At 37.8% G+C, this 18320-nt stretch carries 18 protein-coding genes; all 18 read left to right on the top strand.

Going from position 1 to position 18320, the window contains the following annotated elements; translation table 11 throughout:
* Positions 1 to 443: 443 nt before the first annotated feature.
* The 18 genes from metG to spoVT all read left to right on the top strand — a co-directional run bounded on the left by metG (position 444) and on the right by spoVT (position 18270).
* Entirely contained in the window at positions 444 to 2426 is a 1983-nt protein-coding gene (gene metG, locus SCI76_RS13785; protein WP_028412634.1) for a methionine--tRNA ligase, read from the top strand.
* A gap of 71 nt (positions 2427 to 2497) precedes the next feature.
* Positions 2498 to 3268, top strand: coding sequence for a TatD family hydrolase (locus tag SCI76_RS13780; RefSeq protein WP_028412635.1), 771 nt, complete (start codon positions 2498 to 2500; stop codon positions 3266 to 3268).
* Between the two features lie 223 nt (positions 3269 to 3491).
* A complete protein-coding gene (gene rnmV, locus SCI76_RS13775) occupies positions 3492 to 4055 on the top strand; it encodes a ribonuclease M5 (protein ID WP_028412636.1) in 564 nt (187 codons plus the stop codon).
* Positions 4049 to 4927, top strand: coding sequence for a 16S rRNA (adenine(1518)-N(6)/adenine(1519)-N(6))-dimethyltransferase RsmA (gene rsmA / locus SCI76_RS13770; RefSeq protein ID WP_048021893.1), 879 nt, complete (start codon positions 4049 to 4051; stop codon positions 4925 to 4927). Before rnmV ends, rsmA begins: the two co-directional genes overlap by 7 nt.
* 77 nt (positions 4928 to 5004) lie before the next feature.
* Complete coding sequence (gene yabG, locus SCI76_RS13765; protein WP_028412638.1) at positions 5005 to 5877, top strand: sporulation peptidase YabG; 873 nt, start codon at positions 5005 to 5007, stop codon at positions 5875 to 5877.
* 273 nt (positions 5878 to 6150) lie between these two features.
* Positions 6151 to 6384, top strand: a complete 234-nt coding sequence (gene veg, locus SCI76_RS13760) for a biofilm formation stimulator Veg (RefSeq protein WP_013054859.1) — start codon at positions 6151 to 6153, stop codon at positions 6382 to 6384.
* 194 nt (positions 6385 to 6578) lie between these two features.
* Positions 6579 to 6749, top strand: a complete 171-nt coding sequence (locus tag SCI76_RS13755) for a small, acid-soluble spore protein, alpha/beta type (protein WP_016762700.1) — start codon at positions 6579 to 6581, stop codon at positions 6747 to 6749.
* A gap of 193 nt (positions 6750 to 6942) precedes the next feature.
* Complete coding sequence (ispE, locus tag SCI76_RS13750; RefSeq protein ID WP_013054861.1) at positions 6943 to 7812, top strand: 4-(cytidine 5'-diphospho)-2-C-methyl-D-erythritol kinase; 870 nt, start codon at positions 6943 to 6945, stop codon at positions 7810 to 7812.
* 56 nt (positions 7813 to 7868) lie between these two features.
* The gene (purR, locus tag SCI76_RS13745) at positions 7869 to 8690 is read left to right on the top strand and encodes a pur operon repressor (protein WP_013054862.1); all 822 of its coding nucleotides are present in this window, start codon (positions 7869 to 7871) and stop codon (positions 8688 to 8690) included.
* A 21-nt stretch (positions 8691 to 8711) separates the two neighbouring features.
* On the top strand, positions 8712 to 9089 hold the full coding sequence (locus SCI76_RS13740; RefSeq protein WP_013054863.1) for a RidA family protein: 378 nt from the start codon (positions 8712 to 8714) through the stop codon (positions 9087 to 9089).
* Positions 9090 to 9244: 155 nt separating this feature from the next.
* A complete protein-coding gene (gene spoVG, locus SCI76_RS13735; RefSeq protein WP_013054864.1) occupies positions 9245 to 9535 on the top strand; it encodes a septation regulator SpoVG in 291 nt (96 codons plus the stop codon).
* 194 nt (positions 9536 to 9729) lie between these two features.
* Positions 9730 to 11109, top strand: coding sequence for a bifunctional UDP-N-acetylglucosamine diphosphorylase/glucosamine-1-phosphate N-acetyltransferase GlmU (glmU, locus tag SCI76_RS13730; protein ID WP_014462060.1), 1380 nt, complete (start codon positions 9730 to 9732; stop codon positions 11107 to 11109).
* Between the two features lie 18 nt (positions 11110 to 11127).
* A complete protein-coding gene (locus SCI76_RS13725) occupies positions 11128 to 12081 on the top strand; it encodes a ribose-phosphate diphosphokinase (protein WP_014462059.1) in 954 nt (317 codons plus the stop codon).
* A gap of 186 nt (positions 12082 to 12267) precedes the next feature.
* A complete protein-coding gene (locus tag SCI76_RS13720) occupies positions 12268 to 12897 on the top strand; it encodes a 50S ribosomal protein L25/general stress protein Ctc (RefSeq protein ID WP_028412640.1) in 630 nt (209 codons plus the stop codon).
* Positions 12898 to 13036: 139 nt separating this feature from the next.
* Positions 13037 to 13594: an aminoacyl-tRNA hydrolase gene (gene pth, locus SCI76_RS13715; RefSeq protein WP_028412641.1), complete on the top strand. Its 558-nt coding sequence runs from the start codon at positions 13037 to 13039 to the stop codon at positions 13592 to 13594.
* Positions 13595 to 13653: 59 nt separating this feature from the next.
* The gene (locus SCI76_RS13710) at positions 13654 to 13884 is read left to right on the top strand and encodes an anti-sigma-F factor Fin family protein (protein ID WP_013054869.1); all 231 of its coding nucleotides are present in this window, start codon (positions 13654 to 13656) and stop codon (positions 13882 to 13884) included.
* A gap of 69 nt (positions 13885 to 13953) precedes the next feature.
* A complete protein-coding gene (gene mfd, locus SCI76_RS13705; RefSeq protein ID WP_048021886.1) occupies positions 13954 to 17484 on the top strand; it encodes a transcription-repair coupling factor in 3531 nt (1176 codons plus the stop codon).
* Positions 17485 to 17733: 249 nt separating this feature from the next.
* Positions 17734 to 18270, top strand: a complete 537-nt coding sequence (spoVT, locus tag SCI76_RS13700; protein ID WP_028412643.1) for a stage V sporulation protein T — start codon at positions 17734 to 17736, stop codon at positions 18268 to 18270.
* Positions 18271 to 18320 lie beyond the last annotated feature (50 nt).

The following is an 18320-nucleotide window of genomic DNA, read 5'->3' as shown; positions in this document are numbered from 1 at the left end:
AGCTGGGAAAAAATTTTTTCCCCGACTCGTTTAGAAGCTAATTGTGACCGTCAGTCAAGGAATGACAAGGGGTTTCATTGGAAAAAAGATTAATCGCCTAAATAGCTTGATATTAACTATTTTGAAGATAGGGTAAATATAATTCGACATAAAACGACAAAATTAGACCTATTTGTCGTTTTTATCAAAGTGACTTTTTGAATGGGGGTATATTTTATATAAAAATAGGGCGAAGCTGATACAATTAACAGGATTATTTTTTGGGAAAATAACGATTATTTAAAAATGAAGTGAATCCGTCATATTCCCGTGTATATAGGAAGAGAATGTTTTGAAATTATCATGTAAAATAGTATGATAGATAGTAGAATAAGAAGACAGGGTTTATATGATTACATCCATATAAATCAAAATGTTGAAATGGAATGTTGGAGGTTATGAACATGGCAGATGGAAATAATACATTTTACATTACTACGCCGATTTATTATCCGAGTGGTAAATTACATATAGGGCACGCATACACGACGGTAGCGGGAGATGCAATGGCTCGTTATAAACGTTTGAGAGGGTTTGACGTACGTTATTTAACAGGTACGGATGAACATGGTCAAAAAATTCAGCGAAAAGCAGAAGAGAAAAACGTGACACCTCAGCAATACGTAGATGATATTGTCTCTGGAATCAAAGAGCTGTGGGATAAGATGGATATTTCGTATGACGATTTTATCCGTACAACAGAACCAAGACATAAAGAAATCGTGGAAAAGATTTTCGCGCGCCTTTTAGAACAAGGTGATATTTATCTTGATGAGTATGAAGGTTGGTATTCAGTTCCCGATGAGACGTACTATACAGAGCATCAACTAGTAGATCCAATCGTTGAAAATGGAAAAGTTGTAGGTGGGAAAAGCCCGGATAGCGGACACCCTGTAGAGCTCGTTCGAGAAGAGTCCTATTTCTTTAAAATGGGGAAATACGTAGATCGTTTACTAGCTTTTTATGAAGAGAACCCTTCATTTATTCAACCGGAGTCTCGTAAAAACGAAATGATCAATAATTTTATTAAGCCGGGTCTTGAAGACTTAGCTGTTTCTCGTACGACGTTTGATTGGGGGGTAAAAGTTCCAGGTAACCCAAAACACGTTATTTACGTATGGATTGATGCGCTTTCTAACTATATCACCTCTCTTGGGTATGATACTGAGAATGATGAAAACTATCGAAAATACTGGCCGGCTAACGTACATTTAGTAGGAAAAGAAATCGTACGTTTCCATACCATTTATTGGCCAATCATGTTGATGGCACTTGATTTGCCACTTCCTAAGAAAGTATTTGCTCACGGCTGGTTATTAATGAAAGATGGAAAGATGTCGAAGTCAAAAGGGAATGTAGTGGACCCAGTGACATTGATTGACCGCTATGGGTTAGATGCCCTTCGTTACTACTTGCTTCGTGAAGTTCCATTCGGTTCAGACGGTGTATTCACACCAGAAGCGTTTGTTGAACGTATTAACTTTGACTTAGCAAATGACCTTGGCAACCTAGTTAACCGTACAGTGGCGATGATTAATAAGTATTTTGATGGTGTTATTCCGACTTATGAAGGAAATGTAACCGAGTTTGATGCACTTATCGTACAAGCTCAAAAAGATACAGTGAATAAATATGAAGAAGCGATGGAGGATATGGAGTTTTCAGTGGCTCTTGCTTCTATCTGGCAATATGTAAGCCGCACGAATAAATACATTGATGAAACGCAGCCTTGGGCGTTAGCAAAAGATGAGAATAAGCGTGCAGAACTTGCTTCCGTTATGACACATCTAGCTGAATCAATTCGTCACATTGCGGTATTACTACAGCCATTCTTAACACGTACACCTGAGAAAATTTTTGCTCAGATCGGTGTAAAAGAAGATGTGTTAAAAACGTGGGAAAGCACGACGCGCTTTAATATGCTTAAAGAAGGCACAAAAGTAGAAAAAGGTGAGCCAATGTTCCCTCGTCTAGATCGAGAAGAAGAGGTAGCGTTTATTAAAGAGCAGATGCAAGGAAGTGCTCCGAAGGAAGAAAAACCTGTTGTGAAGGAAGAGCCTTCTGAAGAGATTACGATTGATGATTTCATGAAAGTAGAGCTTCGTGTAGCGCAAGTTACGCAAGTAGAACCAGTTAAGAAGGCAGATAAACTATTAAAGCTGCAGCTTGATCTTGGCTATGAAAAACGCCAAGTTGTATCAGGTATTGCCAAGTTTTATAAGCCTGAAGAATTAGTAGGTCGCAAAGTAATTTGTGTAACCAACTTAAAACCTGTAAAATTGCGCGGCGAACTATCACAAGGAATGATTTTAGCTGGTGAAGATGAGAATGGTCTTTCACTAGCAAGCGTAGATCAAAACTTAGCAAACGGCACGAAGATAAAATAAGTATAGGTAAAAGGGGTGTTTCACGTGTAACATGCGAGGACCCCCTTTTATTCATGGAAAGGATCGATTAGATGTTATTTGATACACATGTTCATTTAAACGCAGAACAGTATGAAGACGATTTGCAAGAAGTAATTAATCGCGCGTTAGAAAAAGGTGTTCAAAACATGGTGGTTGTTGGATTTGATGAACCTACCATTAAAAAAGCTATTCAAATAGCTGAAACGTACGACTTTATCTATGCTAGTGTAGGCTGGCATCCAGTAGATGCAATTGATATGACGGATGAGCATTTAGCTTGGATTGAAGAGTTAGCTCAGCATCCGAAAGTTGTGGCTTTAGGAGAGATGGGATTAGACTATCATTGGGATAAATCACCTAAAGAGGTTCAAAAGGACGTATTTCGCCGTCAAATTCGCTTAGCGCGCAAAGTGAATTTACCTATCATTATTCATAATCGTGATGCAACAGAAGACGTGGTAACCATTTTAAAAGAAGAGCACGTAGAAGAAGTAGGCGGGATTATGCATTGCTTCACGGGCAGTATTGAAGTAGCGAAGCAGTGTATGGATATGAATATGTATATTTCTTTTGGTGGACCTGTTACTTTTAAAAATGCAAAAAAACCAAAAGAAGTTGCTGCAGAACTTCCTTTAGATAAACTATTAATTGAAACAGACTGTCCTTATCTAACTCCCCATCCATTCCGCGGCAAGCGCAATGAACCTGGTTATGTGTCATACGTAGCGGAGCAAATTGCAGAGTTAAAAGGCATAACGTATGAAGAGTTGGCTGATATTACAACAGCTAACGCTAAAAAGCTATTTGGCATTAATGATTAAAACTTTTTCTCATATAACAATCATTTTCGTGTTAAAGTAAAGATAGGCGCAGAGGAGAATGTTATCCTCTGCCTTTTTCAGTTAAAATAACAGATAGATGCTTTTTAATTTAGTTGATAATAAGATAAAACGTTGATTTCATAGAAGAAAAATGATGTGAGTAACGAGCATTTCATTTTTACTGAAAAGCAAATGAACAAAACTGAATGTTTTGGAGGAAGAAATGAAGATTAAAGAAATTATTGTAGTAGAAGGTCGGGACGATACCGTAGCGATTAAACGTGCAGTGGATGCGGATACCATCGAGACAAATGGATCAGCTGTAAATGAAGAAACCATTGAAAAAGTAAAATTAGCTCAAAAAACAAGAGGCGTAATTATTTTTACAGATCCAGATTATCCAGGACAGCGAATTCGAAATATTGTTTCAGAACGTGTTCCAGGATGTAAACATGCATTTTTAGATAAAGAAGAGGCTCGCCCTAAAAACGGCAAAGGTATTGGAGTTGAACATGCTTCTATTGCGTCTATTCAAAAAGCACTAAAAGATGTAAAGCAAGAGTGGGTAGAAGCAGATATGGAGATTTCTCAAGAGGATTTAATCGTAGCTCGTTTGGTAGGAGATAGTAAAGCCAAGTCTCGACGTGAAAGAATAGGAAAGTTATTAAAAATAGGCTATGCCAATGGAAAGCAGCTTCATAAACGATTACAGATGTTCCAAATTTCAAAAGAGGAGTTTATCAAAGCTGTTGAGCAGATAAATAAGGAGGAAAAGGAATCGTGTTAAAAGATATTGCAACGCCTAATCGAACCAAGGAAATTTTAAAGAAATACGGTTTTACATTTAAAAAGAGTTTGGGACAAAATTTTTTAATTGATACGAACATTTTACATCGCATTGTTGATCATGCAGAAATAACAGAAGAAACGGGAGCAATTGAAATTGGACCCGGTATCGGAGCGTTAACTGAACAGCTAGCAAAGCGCGCAAAAAAAGTACTGGCATTTGAAATCGACCAGCGTCTGCTTCCGATTTTAGCCGACACTCTTTCTCCTTACCCAAATGCAAAAGTTATTCATCAAGATGTGTTAAAAGCAGATTTAAAAGAGACGCTCGAACAAGAATTCGAAAACATAGAAGATTTAATGGTCGTTGCGAATTTACCGTATTACGTGACGACACCCATTTTGATGAAATTATTAGAAGAGCAAATTCCGGTACGGGGAATCGTTGTTATGCTTCAAAAAGAAGTTGCCGACCGTATAGCAGCTAAACCGGGAACAAAGGAGTACGGTTCACTTTCTATTGCGATTCAATACTATACAGAGGCTGAGACGGTTATGATTGTGCCTAAAACAGTATTTAATCCGCAGCCTAATGTAGATTCAGCTGTTATTCGGCTGCTGAGAAGACCGAAGCCAGCGGTAGAAGTACAAGATGAAGCATTCTTCTTCCAAGTTGTACGAGCAAGTTTTGGACAGCGCCGAAAAACCATTTTAAACAATCTAGTGAACAACTTGCCAAATGGGAAACAGAAAAAAGCGGACATTGAGCAAGCACTTGCAACTGCTGAAATTGATCCGAAACGAAGAGGCGAAACGTTATCTATTCAAGAATTCGGATCGTTAAGTGACCAACTTTTAAAATCATTTCGCTAAATCATCACATTTTTATCATGAAGTCATAGGCTATGAAGAGAATTTATTTTTGAAGTAGCAAAGACGGAGTGAAGCATATGAACATCAAAATTGGTGATATAGTTACACGACCTTCTTATCAAAGAGATTTGCTTTTTCGTGTTATAGCTATTAATGACAGCGAAGCGGGGAAATATGCGACTTTAATAGGAGAAGACGTTCGGTTGATTGCCGACGCTCCTTGTACAGATTTAGAGGTTGTGGATGCTAAAGAACAGGATCAAAGAAAAAAACAAGAAGAAGAACTTTTAGAAAGATCCTTGGAGCTTATTCAACAGGATTATCGGCTCGTTCGAGAGAAAACTGAATATAGCATGACTAATGGATACAGCCATTCACATCGCTTGTTTCAAATTCCTGGAAAGGTCCTGCACGTAGACGGAGACCCTAATTATTTACGTAAATGTTTGTTGGTTTACGAAAAAATTGGTGTTCCTGTTTATGGTGTTCATTGCGTAGAGTCAGAGATGCCGGAGAAAGTTGGAAAGTTAATTGAGGATGTAAGGCCTGATATTCTGGTGCTGACAGGGCATGATGCTTATTCCAAAGGAAAAGGAAATAAGGATGATCTTCTTGCTTATAGACATTCCAAACACTATATTCGAACAGTCCAAGAAGCAAGAAAAAGAGTTGGTAATTTAGATCAGCTGGTGATTTTTGCAGGTGCCTGTCAATCGCATTTTGAATTATTGATTCAAGCTGGAGCAAACTTTGCTAGTTCACCTTCGCGTGTAAATATTCATGCGCTTGACCCCGTGTATGTAGTAGCAAAACTAAGTTTTACTCCTTTCACGGATCGTATTAATGTATGGGACGTCTTACGTAATACATTAACGGGTGCTAAAGGTTTAGGAGGAGTAGAAACAAAAGGGCTGCTTCGCACGGGCATGCCTTATGAAAGCGATGAGTAGAAATAAAAACAACTGGTTACAGCATGTACACGCATGATGTGCAACCAGTTGTTTTTTTGTATGAAGCCAAAGTATACGCTGAATTTCACAAAATCATTTTCAATATTTGCTAAAGATATACATATTTCGTTAAAAAACGAGCATACTAACAGCGAAATGTAGATTCATGTTGAAAATTATTTATTGACACAATTAGAGATAGATTGTTATAATTTTATGTTTTTGACTATTTTTCTAACATGTGTTACACTATACATAGTGAGGTGGACCAATATGGCGAAAACTTTGTCTGATATTAAGCAAGCGCTGGATTTGCACCTAGGCCAACGATTAACTTTAAAAGCAAACGGTGGTCGTAGAAAAACAGTAGAACGTTCAGGTGTATTAACAGAAACGTACCCATCTGTTTTTATCGTTGAATTAGATCAAGAGGAAAACTCTTTGGAGCGCGTTTCGTATAGTTACGCAGATGTGTTAACGGAAACAGTGCAACTAAAATTTTTCTAAGAATGACATAGGCAATATAGCAAGTGGTGATGAGCAGTGGACATTGGTTTACTGCTTTTTTATTGGTCTTTTTTTCAAATTATATATACATTATTTTTTATACATACTATACATATCGTCCTCGCATTTTCATGTATAAAGAGCGAGGAGGTTCAGGTTGAAATTTCATTTTATACGTAAAGGAGCCATGTGCAATGTCAAGGCGTAGAGGGATTATGTCATCGAAGCTGAAAGAAGAACTGGCTAAAGAACTTGGTTTTTACGATACTGTACAAGCAGAAGGTTGGGGCGCTATTCGGGCAAAAGACGCAGGCAATATGGTGAAGCGAGCAGTGGAGCTTGCACAGCAGCAGCTAAGGCAATAGTGAAAATCAATGCTTATGCGATTATTTAAAGTGAAATGAGGAAAACCGAAGTGTATAACCGCTTCGGTTTTTTTGTCCCAAAATGAAAGATAAAACAGAGGATTAAACAAAGATGTTTAAATGAACAGCTATATCTTGTTCATTTTATGATAAAATAGCGTTAAACTCGATAAGATGAAGTAGGTGAAGTAAGTTGAAATTAATGGTGAAAGCACCGGCTAAAATAAATTTGTCACTTGATGTGTTACATAAACGCCCAGATGGTTACCATGAAGTTAAGATGATTATGACAACAATTGATTTAGCGGACAGAATTGAACTTTCTGATCGTGAAGATGGACGAATTGTTATTTATTCTCATAATCGCTTTGTTCCAGATGACCAGCGAAATCTCGCTTATCAGGCAGCGCAGATTTTGAAGCGACGTTATAACATTTCAAAAGGTGTAAATATATTAATTGATAAACATATTCCAGTAGCTGCTGGATTAGCTGGAGGCAGCAGTGACGCGGCTGCTACATTACGCGGTTTAAATACGTTATGGGAATTAGGGTTATCATTAGACACACTTGCAGAAATAGGGGCTGAGATTGGCTCTGACGTATCTTTTTGCGTGTACGGAGGGACAGCTCTTGCTACAGGGCGCGGAGAGATTGTAGAGCATATTGAGGCACCTCCAAGCTGCTGGGTGATTTTGGCTAAGCCTGAAATAGGTGTTTCTACAGCAGATGTATATCGAAACTTAAAAATTGAGGAAATGGATCATCCTAAAGTAGATGAGATGGTTCACGCCATACAATCAGGAAATTATGATCAAATGTGTAGCCTTGTCGGAAATGTATTGGAAGCAGTAACGCTGAAAATGCATCCGGAAGTAGCTCTCATTAAAGAACAAATAAAGCGTTTTGGCGCCGATGCTGTACTCATGAGTGGCAGTGGGCCAACTGTATTTGGACTTGTACAGCATGATTCACGTATGCATCGCATTTATAATGGATTACGTGGCTTTTGTGATAAAGTTTATGCAGTTAGGTTACTAGGTGAACGAATAACGCTTGAATAAATCCGTATGTTAATGTTATATTTACATTACAATATTCGGATTTTCAGGAGGATGTTATGAAGTTTCGACGTAGTGGACGATTAATTGATATGACCAACTATTTCATTCAAAACCCTCAGCGCCTTATCCCTCTTACGTATTTTGCAGATAAATATGATTCCGCAAAATCATCTATTAGCGAAGATATGGCGATTATTAAACAAACTTTTGAACAGCAGGGTATCGGAACTTTGGTTACGCTACCAGGGGCTGCCGGCGGAGTTAAATTCATTCCAAAGATGACGAATGAAGAAGCCGGTCAGCTTGTTCAAGAATTATGTGGGTTGATTGAAAAACCTGAGCGTTTATTGCCAGGTGGATATTTATATTTAACTGATATTTTAGGGAACCCCCGCGTTGTGAATAAAATCGGTCGCTTGTATGCATCGCTTTTTGCTAACCGCAAAATCGATGTGGTGATGACTGTAGCAACAAAAGGTATTCCTATTGCGTATGCGGTTGCTCAGTATTTAGACGTGCCCGTTGTTATTGTGCGCAGAGACAGTAAAGTAACTGAAGGATCGACCGTTAGTATTAACTACGTGTCAGGTTCATCTAAGCGCATTCAAACGATGCTGTTAGCTAAGAGAAGTTTAGCGGTGGGGTCAAATGTACTCATCATTGATGACTTCATGAAAGCCGGCGGTACGGTAAATGGAATGGTTAGTTTGCTTGAAGAGTTTGATGCAACTGTTGCTGGTATTGGAGTTTTAGTAGAATCAGAAGATATTGAAGAACGTTTAGTGGATGAGTATGTGTCTCTTGTACAATTAACAGATGTAAATATTAAAGATAAACAAATTCGTGTACAGGAAGGCAATTACTTAAAATATATTTGATCAAGTAAGGGAGAGGAACATATGTTACAGGTTCAAACAAAAAATGCACCGCAAGCTATTGGTCCATATTCACAGGGAATTGTTGTGAATAACTTGTTTTACAGTTCAGGTCAAATTCCACTTCGTCCAGATGGTACGTTGGTCGAAGGCGATGTTCAAGTACAAGCTACTCAAGTATTTGAAAATCTAAAAGCAGTTCTTGAAGAAGCAGGAGCTTCTCTAAATACAGTTGTAAAGGCAACCGTGTTCATTAAAGATATGAACGACTTCGCAGCATTAAATGAAGTCTATGGTGACTACTTCGGCGACCATAAGCCGGCACGTTCATGTGTAGAAGTAGCGAGACTACCTAAAGATGTACTTGTTGAAATTGAAGTTATTGCGCTTGTTAAAGGGTAATTAAATTAACAAATTTCTAACAAAAAGCAAGTAACTTCCAATTGTTCACTTTTTTTGCGAAAATTTTCTAAAAATTTTTTCTGAATAGCAGGAAAACACAAAATTCTGTGGAATTAAGTATGTAAAGCTTCGCATAGAAAAAGGTGGTGAACAAGATGGAAGTAACTGACGTAAGATTACGCCGCGTGAACACTGAAGGACGTATGAGAGCGATTGCTTCAATCACATTAGATGGTGAATTTGTTGTTCATGATATTCGTGTGATTGATGGTAATAATGGCTTATTTGTAGCCATGCCAAGTAAACGTACACCGGATGGTGAGTTCCGTGATATTGCACATCCAATCAATTCAAATACTCGCGGAAAGATTCAAGATGCTGTTTTAGCAGAATATCATCGTTTAGGTGAGGTAGAAGTTGAATTCGAAGAAGCGGGTGCTTCGTAAACATATGATACATTAAGAGTCTACTGAAAAGTAGGCTCTTTTCTTTTTGATTACCGCTTATATAATTTCACACCTTTGTAAAACTTTAGCATTACCAAAAAATAAAATTCATGACTTATAAATGATTCCTTGAAATGCTGTCATTTTTGATATAATATTCTTAATGGATAAAAAGGTAAAATTGGAGGCCTGTTATGTCAAAAAGATATGCAGTCATATTGGCAGCTGGTCAGGGTACACGTATGAAGTCATCTTTATATAAAGTGTTACACCCTGTGTGTGGCAAACCGATGGTGCAACACGTAATTGATCAGTTATCACGCTTAGATTTAACAAATTTAATTACAGTTGTAGGTCACGGTGCCGAAAAAGTGAAATCACATGTTGGAGATAAAAGCTTATTTGCTTTACAAGAAGAGCAGTTAGGAACAGCTCATGCAGTAATGCAAGCAGAATCTTTACTTGCACATGAAAAAGGTACGACAATTGTTGTATGTGGAGATACTCCGCTTATTACAGCTGAAACAATTGAATCTTTATTAAAGCATCATGAAGCAACAAATGCAATGGCAACTATTTTAACGGCTCATGCAGAAGATCCAACAGGATATGGACGCATCATTCGAAATGAACAAGGCTCTGTTGAAAAGATTGTTGAGCATAAAGATGCCACAGAACAAGAGCGTCTTGTACAGGAAATTAATACTGGTACGTACTGTTTTGATAATGAGAAATTATTTGAGACACTTTCAAAAGTTTCAAATGATAATGTACAGGGAGAGTACTATTTACCTGATGTTATCGAAATTCTAAAAAATGAAGGTCAAATTATTTCTGCATATCAAACATCCGATTTTGCTGAAACATTGGGCGTTAATGATCGATTTGCTCTGTCTCAAGCAGAAGAAACAATGAAAAAGCGTATCAACAAGCAGCATATGTTAAATGGAGTGACGATTGTGGATCCTTCTAACACGTACATTTCAGCAGATGCTGTCATTGGCAGAGATACGGTTATTTATCCTGGTACGGTTATTCAAGGAACAGTTGTAATTGGAGAGAACTGTGAAGTAGGACCTAACAGTGAAATTAAAGACTGCAAAATAGGTAATAATACTTCTATTCGCCATTCTGTTGCTCACGATAGTGAAATTGGTCACGAAGTCACAATTGGCCCATTTGCACATATTCGTCCTCAATCATTAATTGGAGATGAAGTGCGCGTAGGAAACTTTGTAGAAATTAAAAAAGCATCTTTTGGCAAAGGTAGCAAAGCTTCTCATTTAAGTTATATTGGAGACGCAGAGGTCGGAAAAGGTGTAAACTTAGGGTGCGGATCTATTACAGTTAACTACGATGGGAAAAATAAATTTTTAACAAAGATTGAAGATGGGGCATTCGTAGGATGTAACTCAAACTTAATTGCACCTGTAACAATTGGTGAAGGCGCCTATGTTGCAGCTGGTTCAACCGTAACGGATGATGTGCCAGGAAAAGCATTATCAATTGCTCGTGCGAAACAAGTAAATAAAGAAAACTATGCTGAAAAGCTTGATATTAATAAAAAATCCTGACGGAGGTTTCACAATAAAATGTCAAATGTATATGCTGATGAAAATTTAAAGTTATTTACGCTAAATTCAAACAAGGCTTTAGCTGAAGAGATCGCAAAAGTAATTGGTGTGGAATTAGGTAAATGTTCGGTTGATCGTTTCAGTGACGGTGAAATTCAAATTAACATTGAAGAAAGTATCCGTGGTTGTGATGTATTTATCATTCAATCAACAAGTGCTCCAGTTAACGAACACTTAATGGAATTATTAATTATGATTGATGCATTAAAACGTGCATCAGCTAAAACAATTAACATCGTTATGCCTTACTATGGCTATGCTCGTCAGGATCGTAAAGCTCGTGCACGTGAACCAATCACTGCCAAATTAGCAGCAAATATCATTGAAAAAGCGGGAGCTACTCGTATTATCACATTAGATTTACATGCTCCTCAAATTCAAGGTTTCTTCGATATTCCAATTGACCATTTAGTAGGTGTTCCAATTTTAGGTGAATACTTCAAGAGTAAAAACCTTGATGACGTTGTTGTTGTATCTCCGGACCACGGTGGCGTAACGCGTGCTCGCCGTTTAGCGGAACGTCTAAAAGCGCCGATCGCTATCATTGACAAACGTCGCCCACGTCCAAACGTAGCAGAAGTTATGAACATTGTTGGACAAGTGGAAGGGAAAACAGCAATCTTGATTGATGACATGATTGATACAGCTGGTACAATTACAATTGGTGCAAGTGCATTAATTGAAGCAGGTGCAAAAGAAGTATATGCTTGTTGTACACACCCAGTTCTTTCAGGCCCTGCGATTGAGCGTATTCAAAACTCTACAATCAAAGAGCTAGCTGTAACAAACTCTATTGCTTTAACAGAAGATAAGAAAATTGGTAAAGTAACAGAACTTTCAGTAGCTCCGTTAATTGGTGAAGCGATTATTCGTGTTCACGAAGAGCAATCAGTTAGTACGTTATTTGATTGATAAACAGAACCTCTTTCCATTTGGAAAGAGGTTTTTTTGAAAAAAATTAAATGGGCTAATCCTTGGTTTTAAAGGGATTTGAACGGGATGAGCAAAGATATATTGCTGATTGAAACGAGTTTTATGTTTAGCAGCCTTCTAAAAAGGGTACATTTTAAGTAGAAAACATACTGGAAGGTGAATAAAATGAGTATTTCAATTCAAGCAAATAAAAGAACGGATTTCAAAAATTCTACAAATAGAAAAATTCGCGACGAAGGAAACTTCCCAGCGGTTGTTTACGGAAATAAAACAGAATCCACGCCTATTTACTTAAACAGTGCTGATTTTATTAAGACTATTCGTGAAGCAGGACGCAATGGAGTGTTAACATTACAAGTGGACAAGCAAAAATATTCCGTAATGTTACATGATATTCAAACCGATCCATTAAAAAACGAAATTGTCCACGCCGATTTCCAAGTGGTCGACATGAAGAAAGAAATTGATACTGAAGTTTCTTTATCTCTAGTAGGAGAAGCAAAAGGAACAAAAGAAGGCGGCGTATTACAGCAGTCTCTATATGAAATTTCATTAAAAGGCTTGCCGCAAGATATCCCATCATCTATTGATGTAGATGTATCAGATTTGGGAATTAACGATACAATTACAGTAGGGGATATTAAGGTAGATAAAAAGCTAGAAATTACGCATGATGCAGAAGATACAGTTGCTTCTGTACTACCTCCTCAACAGGAAGAAGAGCCGGATAGCGGCGAAGTTCAGGATGCTGAAGGCGACGTTGAAGCAACAAAAGAAAAAGATAGCGAAGAATAATATAAAAAGACGTAACCAAAAGGTTACGTCTTTTTGTGTGAATTGATTATAATAAAAGTGATACTATATAGTAATGTAAAACATTAAAGACATTTACCTATTATGTACAACTTACATAGAGTGGAAAGGAGTATCTATTTTGAAATTAATCGTTGGTTTAGGGAATCCTGGAAAAGAATATGACCGTACTCGTCATAACATAGGATTTATGGCAATTGATAAAATTGCCGAACAGTTTATGATTTCATTAGATAAAACAAAGTTTAACGGAATATATGGAACAGGTATAATAAGAGGAGAAAAAGTCATATTATTAAAGCCTCTAACATATATGAATTTATCAGGAGAAAGTATTCGCCCGTTAATGGACTATTTTGATATAGACGTCGAAGACTTGCTTGTTATTTACGATGACTTAGATTTACCGTGCGGAAAAGTAAGATTGCGTACAAAAGGAAGTCCAGGCGGCCATAACGGAATAAAATCAATTATTCAGCATTTAAAAACCCAAGAGTTTAACCGAATTCGTATTGGGATTGATCGTCCGAAAAACGGTATGAAAGTAGTTGACTATGTACTAGGGCGCTTTACAGAAGATGAAATGGTTCATATGGAAGAAGCGATGAAAACGTCTGTGCACGCGAGTGAAGACTTTTTAGGTCAAACGTTCTTAGAAGTAATGAATCGCTATAATTAAGCAGAATAAAATTTCTCTCAATCGTCCATACTAACACTAAAAGATTTGGGAGGATTTGTATGTCTATTCATTATTTCTGTAGACATTGTGGCGCAAAAGTCGGTATGATAGAAAAGACAGCTCACAATACAGAAGCACTCGGTTTTAATCACCTGACCGCAGATGAACGAAAAGACTTTATTCACTACCATAATAGTGGAGACATCGTGGTTAAAATTATTTGTGAAGACTGTCAAGAAGCGCTAGAACGAAATCCAGACTATCATCAGTACGAAACATTTATACAATAAAAAGCTTTGGTCTCAAACCAAAGCGTTTTTCTGTTTAGTTTAGACATATCATGGGAGGAGGGAATTCCTTTGCGAGGGATTAGACAGCAATTTGAAGAAAATAAAGAAATTGGAGCTGTTGTCAGCAGTTTAGAAGAAGGTTTGAAAGAACAGTTAGTAACGGGAATTTCCGGTTCAGCTCGATCTGTATTAATGGCACTCTTAAATGAGGATAAAAAATACCCCTTATTAGTAGTGACTCATAATTTATATCAAGCCCAAAAAGTGTATGAAGACCTTTTGCACCTTTTACCGGAAAAAGACGTTTTCTTATACCCTGTTAACGATTTAGTTGCTACAGAAGTGGGGATTGCAAGTCCAGAATTAAAGGCTCAGCGAATTGAAGTACTCAATTATTGGAGTCAACATACAGGTGGAGTAGTTGTAACCCCGCTTGCAGGAATTCGAAAGCTGCTGCCTCCTAAAGCAAGATGGGAGCAAACGCAGCTGCCGTTTCAAATGGGAATTGACATCGACGTTGATCATTATTTAAAAAGGTTAGTTGAGTTGGGTTATGAGCGGGCATCGATGGTTTCAGCTCCGGGTGAGTTTAGTGTGCGCGGAGGAATCATTGATATTTATCCGTTAACAGAAGAGCTACCTGTCCGAATTGAACTATTTGATACCGAGATCGATTCCATTCGTACTTTTACAATTGAGGATCAACGCTCTCAAGAACAGTTAAAAGAAATTTCAATCGGCCCTGCTACGGAAATCATTGTGAACCAAAATGAAGTGGCCCAAGGAATTGAAGAACTAGAAGCACAGCTGGCTTCGACGCTGCAGCAAGTGAAAAACGCAGCGCTAAAAGCTACCTTAACAGAAAATATTAAAGGTGAAATTGAACAGCTGCGTCAAGGTCAACTTCTTGAAAATATGTTCAAGTATTTATCATTCTTTTACGAATCGCCTGCTAGTTTACTAGATTATTTACCAGAAGGTGGCCTTGTTATCTTTGATGAAACAACTCGAATTCAAGAGACGTCTGATCAGCTTGAAACAGAGGAAGCTGAATGGATAACAGAATTATTAGGACAGGGGCAAATTGTTCGAGATGTTCAATTATCTCATAAGCTCCCATCTCTTATTCAGCGAGCAAAACATCAGTTTTTATACTTATCGTTATTTTTGAAGCACGTATCGTATACGAGTCCGCAAAATATTATTAATATTTCATGTAAGCAGATGCAGCAGTTTTACGGGCAAATGAACTTATTAAAAAGTGAAATTGAACGTTGGAAAAATGCTAATTATACGGTAGTCCTCTTAGGAGCAGATAAAGAGCGCGTGAAAAAACTCGAAGGTGTGCTAGCAGATTATGATATTGATTCATCTATTTTAGATGGAAATGGTCAGCTTGTGCCAGGTCTTGTTCAAATTATTGAAGGCGATTTACAAATGGGCTTTGAACTGCCGATGCAAAAATTAGCAGTTTTAACCGAGGAAGAATTGTTTAAAAAGCGGATCAAGAAATCAAAGCGTCGTCAAAAGCTTTCCAATGCAGAGCGTATTAAAAGCTATTCAGAGTTAAACGTAGGTGACTATGTCGTTCACGTGAACCACGGTATTGGCCGTTATTTAGGAATGGAAACGTTAGAGATTAACGGTAATCATAAAGATTATATCCATATCAAATATGAAGGCTCTGACAAGCTGTATGTTCCTGTTGAACAGATTGATCAAGTACAAAAATATGTAGGCTCTGAAGGGAAAGAGCCGAAAGTATATAAACTTGGCGGAAATGACTGGAAGAAAGTGAAACGAAAAGTTGAGTCTTCTGTTCAAGACATCGCTGATGACTTAATTAAACTGTATGCAGAGCGCGAAGCAAGTAAAGGTTATGCATTTTCCCCGGATGGCGATTTACAGAGAGAATTTGAAACAGCTTTCCCTTATCAAGAAACCGAAGATCAGCTTCGTTCTGTACAAGAAATTAAAAAGGATATGGAACATGAAAGACCAATGGATCGTCTGCTTTGTGGAGACGTTGGATACGGAAAAACAGAAGTAGCCATTCGTGCTGCGTTTAAAGCTGTGACAGATGGAAAACAAGTGGCTATTTTAGTACCAACCACTATTTTAGCTCAGCAGCATTATGAAACCATCCGTGAGCGTTTTCAAGACTACCCAATTAATATTGGGCTATTGAGCCGCTTTCGCAGCCGTAAACAGCAGCAGGAAACAATTAAAGGGCTAAAAAACGGGACCGTAGATGTAGTGATTGGTACACATCGTTTACTATCTAAAGATGTGATTTATAAGGATTTAGGGTTGTTAGTTATCGATGAAGAGCAACGTTTTGGTGTAACGCACAAGGAAAAAATCAAGCAAATGAAAGCAAACGTTGATGTCCTTACACTTACAGCAACACCTATTCCACGAACATTACATATGTCTATGTTGGGCGTAAGGGATTTGTCTGTTATTGAAACGCCGCCTGAAAATCGTTTTCCGGTTCAAACATATGTAGTGGAGTATAATCCGGTTCTAGTTCGTGAAGCGATTGAGCGTGAGTTAGCGCGTGATGGCCAAGTTTACTTTTTATATAATCGCGTAGAAGATATTGAACGAAAAGCAGAAGAAATTTCGATGCTCGTGCCTGATGCTAGGGTAACGTATGCCCACGGAAAAATGAATGAAACAGAACTCGAAGCGGTTATCTTAAGCTTTTTAGAAGGCGAATATGACGTGATTGTGAGTACAACTATTATCGAAACAGGAGTAGATATTCCAAATGTAAATACGCTCATTGTCAACAATGCTGATAAGATGGGATTATCACAACTGTATCAATTAAGAGGACGCGTAGGTCGTTCAAATCGCGTGGCATATGCGTACTTTACGTATCATAAAGACAAAGTACTGACAGAAGTAGCTGAAAAGCGTCTGCAAGCTATTAAAGAATTCACCGAATTAGGTTCTGGTTTTAAAATTGCTATGCGTGATCTTTCAATACGTGGCGCCGGAAACCTACTGGGTGCTCAGCAGCATGGATTTATCGATTCTGTCGGTTTCGATCTCTACTCACAAATGCTTAAAGAAGCGATAGAAGAAAGACGCGGGTCTGACGGAGAAAGTGTGAAATTTAATGTGGAAATGAATCTGGACTTAGACGCGTATATCCCTGATCAGTACATTACAGACGGCCGCTTGAAAATTGAGATGTATAAGCGCTTTAGAGGAATTGAAGCACTAGAGGATATTCAAGAATTGCAAGATGAAATGATTGATCGTTTTGGGGAGTATCCGGCTGAGGTTGAGTATTTGTTTAAAGTAGCTGAAACAAAAGTATATGCAACGCAGAACTTAGTAGAATCTATTCTTCAGTCAAAACAAGAAATTTCTATTCTGCTTTCTGAAGAAGCGAGCTCAACGATAGACGGCCAAAAATTATTCATGCTAGGTGATCAATTTGGCAGAATGGTCAGCTTAGGTATGGAAGGCAAGAAAGTAAAATTAGTGGTTAACGTAAAAGGACTTGCTCAAAAAGAATGGCTCAATATTGTGTATCAGTTAGTAAAAGGAGTAGCCACTGTTAAAAAAGAACAAGTTACGAATTAAAAAGAAGGCTCATTTTTGAGCCTTCTTTTTATATAGCCGAAATAAAAATGTCCAAATCCCCATGTTTTGACGGTTTTTTGGACATTTTTTTAATAAAAGCACACTTTTTAACAAAAAAAGAGATGGTTGGTGAATAGAAGTTGTAGAGTGAAGAATACTAACCTCAACAAAGGTGAACCTTTTATCATATAGCCATCAGTGATATTCACCAACTATTTTAATCATCATATGAAAGAGAGGCTTCAATGAATGAAAGCAACAGGTATTGTTCGTCGTATTGATGATTTGGGTCGCGTTGTGATTCCAAAAGAAATTAGAAGAACACTTCGCATCCGAGAGGGAGACCCGCTAGAGATTTTCGTCGATCGCGATGGAGAAGTTATTTTAAAGAAATATTCGCCAATTAGTGAATTAGGAGATTTTGCAAAAGAGTATGGCGAAGCGCTATACGATAGCTTAGGTCATCCTGTACTTATTTGTGACCGCGATGTATTTATTGCGGTAGCAGGAAGCTCTAAAAAAGAATACTTAAATAAAAACATTAGTTCTTTAGTAGAATCTGTTATGGAAAGCCGCAGTTCTTCTTTAGTAACTGATGGGAAAAACCTTGAATTTGTCGATGGATACGAAGAAAATATTTCTTCTTACACAATCGGTCCGATTATTGCAAATGGAGATCCGATTGGAGCTGTTGTCATCTTCTCAAAAGAGAAGTCTCTTGGTGAAGTAGAGCATAAAGCAGCCGAAACGGCAGCTAGCTTCTTATCTCGTCAAATGGAGCAGTAAGCGTAATTATCTTTATTTTACATTATTTACTGAAAAGGTAGCAGTTTCTG

The sequence above is a fragment of the Priestia sp. HNGD-A6 genome (assembly GCF_045784335.1).
GTDB classification, from domain to species: domain Bacteria; phylum Bacillota; class Bacilli; order Bacillales; family Bacillaceae_H; genus Priestia; species Priestia zanthoxyli.
Note: the sequence above shows the minus strand (reverse complement) of the source record. Positions and strands in the feature narration are given on the sequence as shown.

What these genes read in the sequence shown, in the direction of transcription:
- SCI76_RS13740 (WP_013054863.1), top strand. Translation starts at nt 8,712, where the DNA reads ATGTTACAGGTTCAAACAAAAAATGCACCGCAAGCTATTGGTCCATAT.
- spoVT (WP_028412643.1), top strand. Translation starts at nt 17,734, where the DNA reads ATGAAAGCAACAGGTATTGTTCGTCGTATTGATGATTTGGGTCGCGTT.
- yabG (WP_028412638.1), top strand. Translation starts at nt 5,005, where the DNA reads ATGAACATCAAAATTGGTGATATAGTTACACGACCTTCTTATCAAAGA.
- SCI76_RS13755 (WP_016762700.1), top strand. Translation starts at nt 6,579, where the DNA reads ATGTCAAGGCGTAGAGGGATTATGTCATCGAAGCTGAAAGAAGAACTG.
- veg (WP_013054859.1), top strand. Translation starts at nt 6,151, where the DNA reads ATGGCGAAAACTTTGTCTGATATTAAGCAAGCGCTGGATTTGCACCTA.
- SCI76_RS13720 (WP_028412640.1), top strand. Translation starts at nt 12,268, where the DNA reads ATGAGTATTTCAATTCAAGCAAATAAAAGAACGGATTTCAAAAATTCT.
- SCI76_RS13780 (WP_028412635.1), top strand. Translation starts at nt 2,498, where the DNA reads ATGTTATTTGATACACATGTTCATTTAAACGCAGAACAGTATGAAGAC.
- metG (WP_028412634.1), top strand. Translation starts at nt 444, where the DNA reads ATGGCAGATGGAAATAATACATTTTACATTACTACGCCGATTTATTAT.
- rnmV (WP_028412636.1), top strand. Translation starts at nt 3,492, where the DNA reads ATGAAGATTAAAGAAATTATTGTAGTAGAAGGTCGGGACGATACCGTA.
- SCI76_RS13710 (WP_013054869.1), top strand. Translation starts at nt 13,654, where the DNA reads ATGTCTATTCATTATTTCTGTAGACATTGTGGCGCAAAAGTCGGTATG.
- glmU (WP_014462060.1), top strand. Translation starts at nt 9,730, where the DNA reads ATGTCAAAAAGATATGCAGTCATATTGGCAGCTGGTCAGGGTACACGT.
- SCI76_RS13725 (WP_014462059.1), top strand. Translation starts at nt 11,128, where the DNA reads ATGTCAAATGTATATGCTGATGAAAATTTAAAGTTATTTACGCTAAAT.
- spoVG (WP_013054864.1), top strand. Translation starts at nt 9,245, where the DNA reads ATGGAAGTAACTGACGTAAGATTACGCCGCGTGAACACTGAAGGACGT.
- purR (WP_013054862.1), top strand. Translation starts at nt 7,869, where the DNA reads ATGAAGTTTCGACGTAGTGGACGATTAATTGATATGACCAACTATTTC.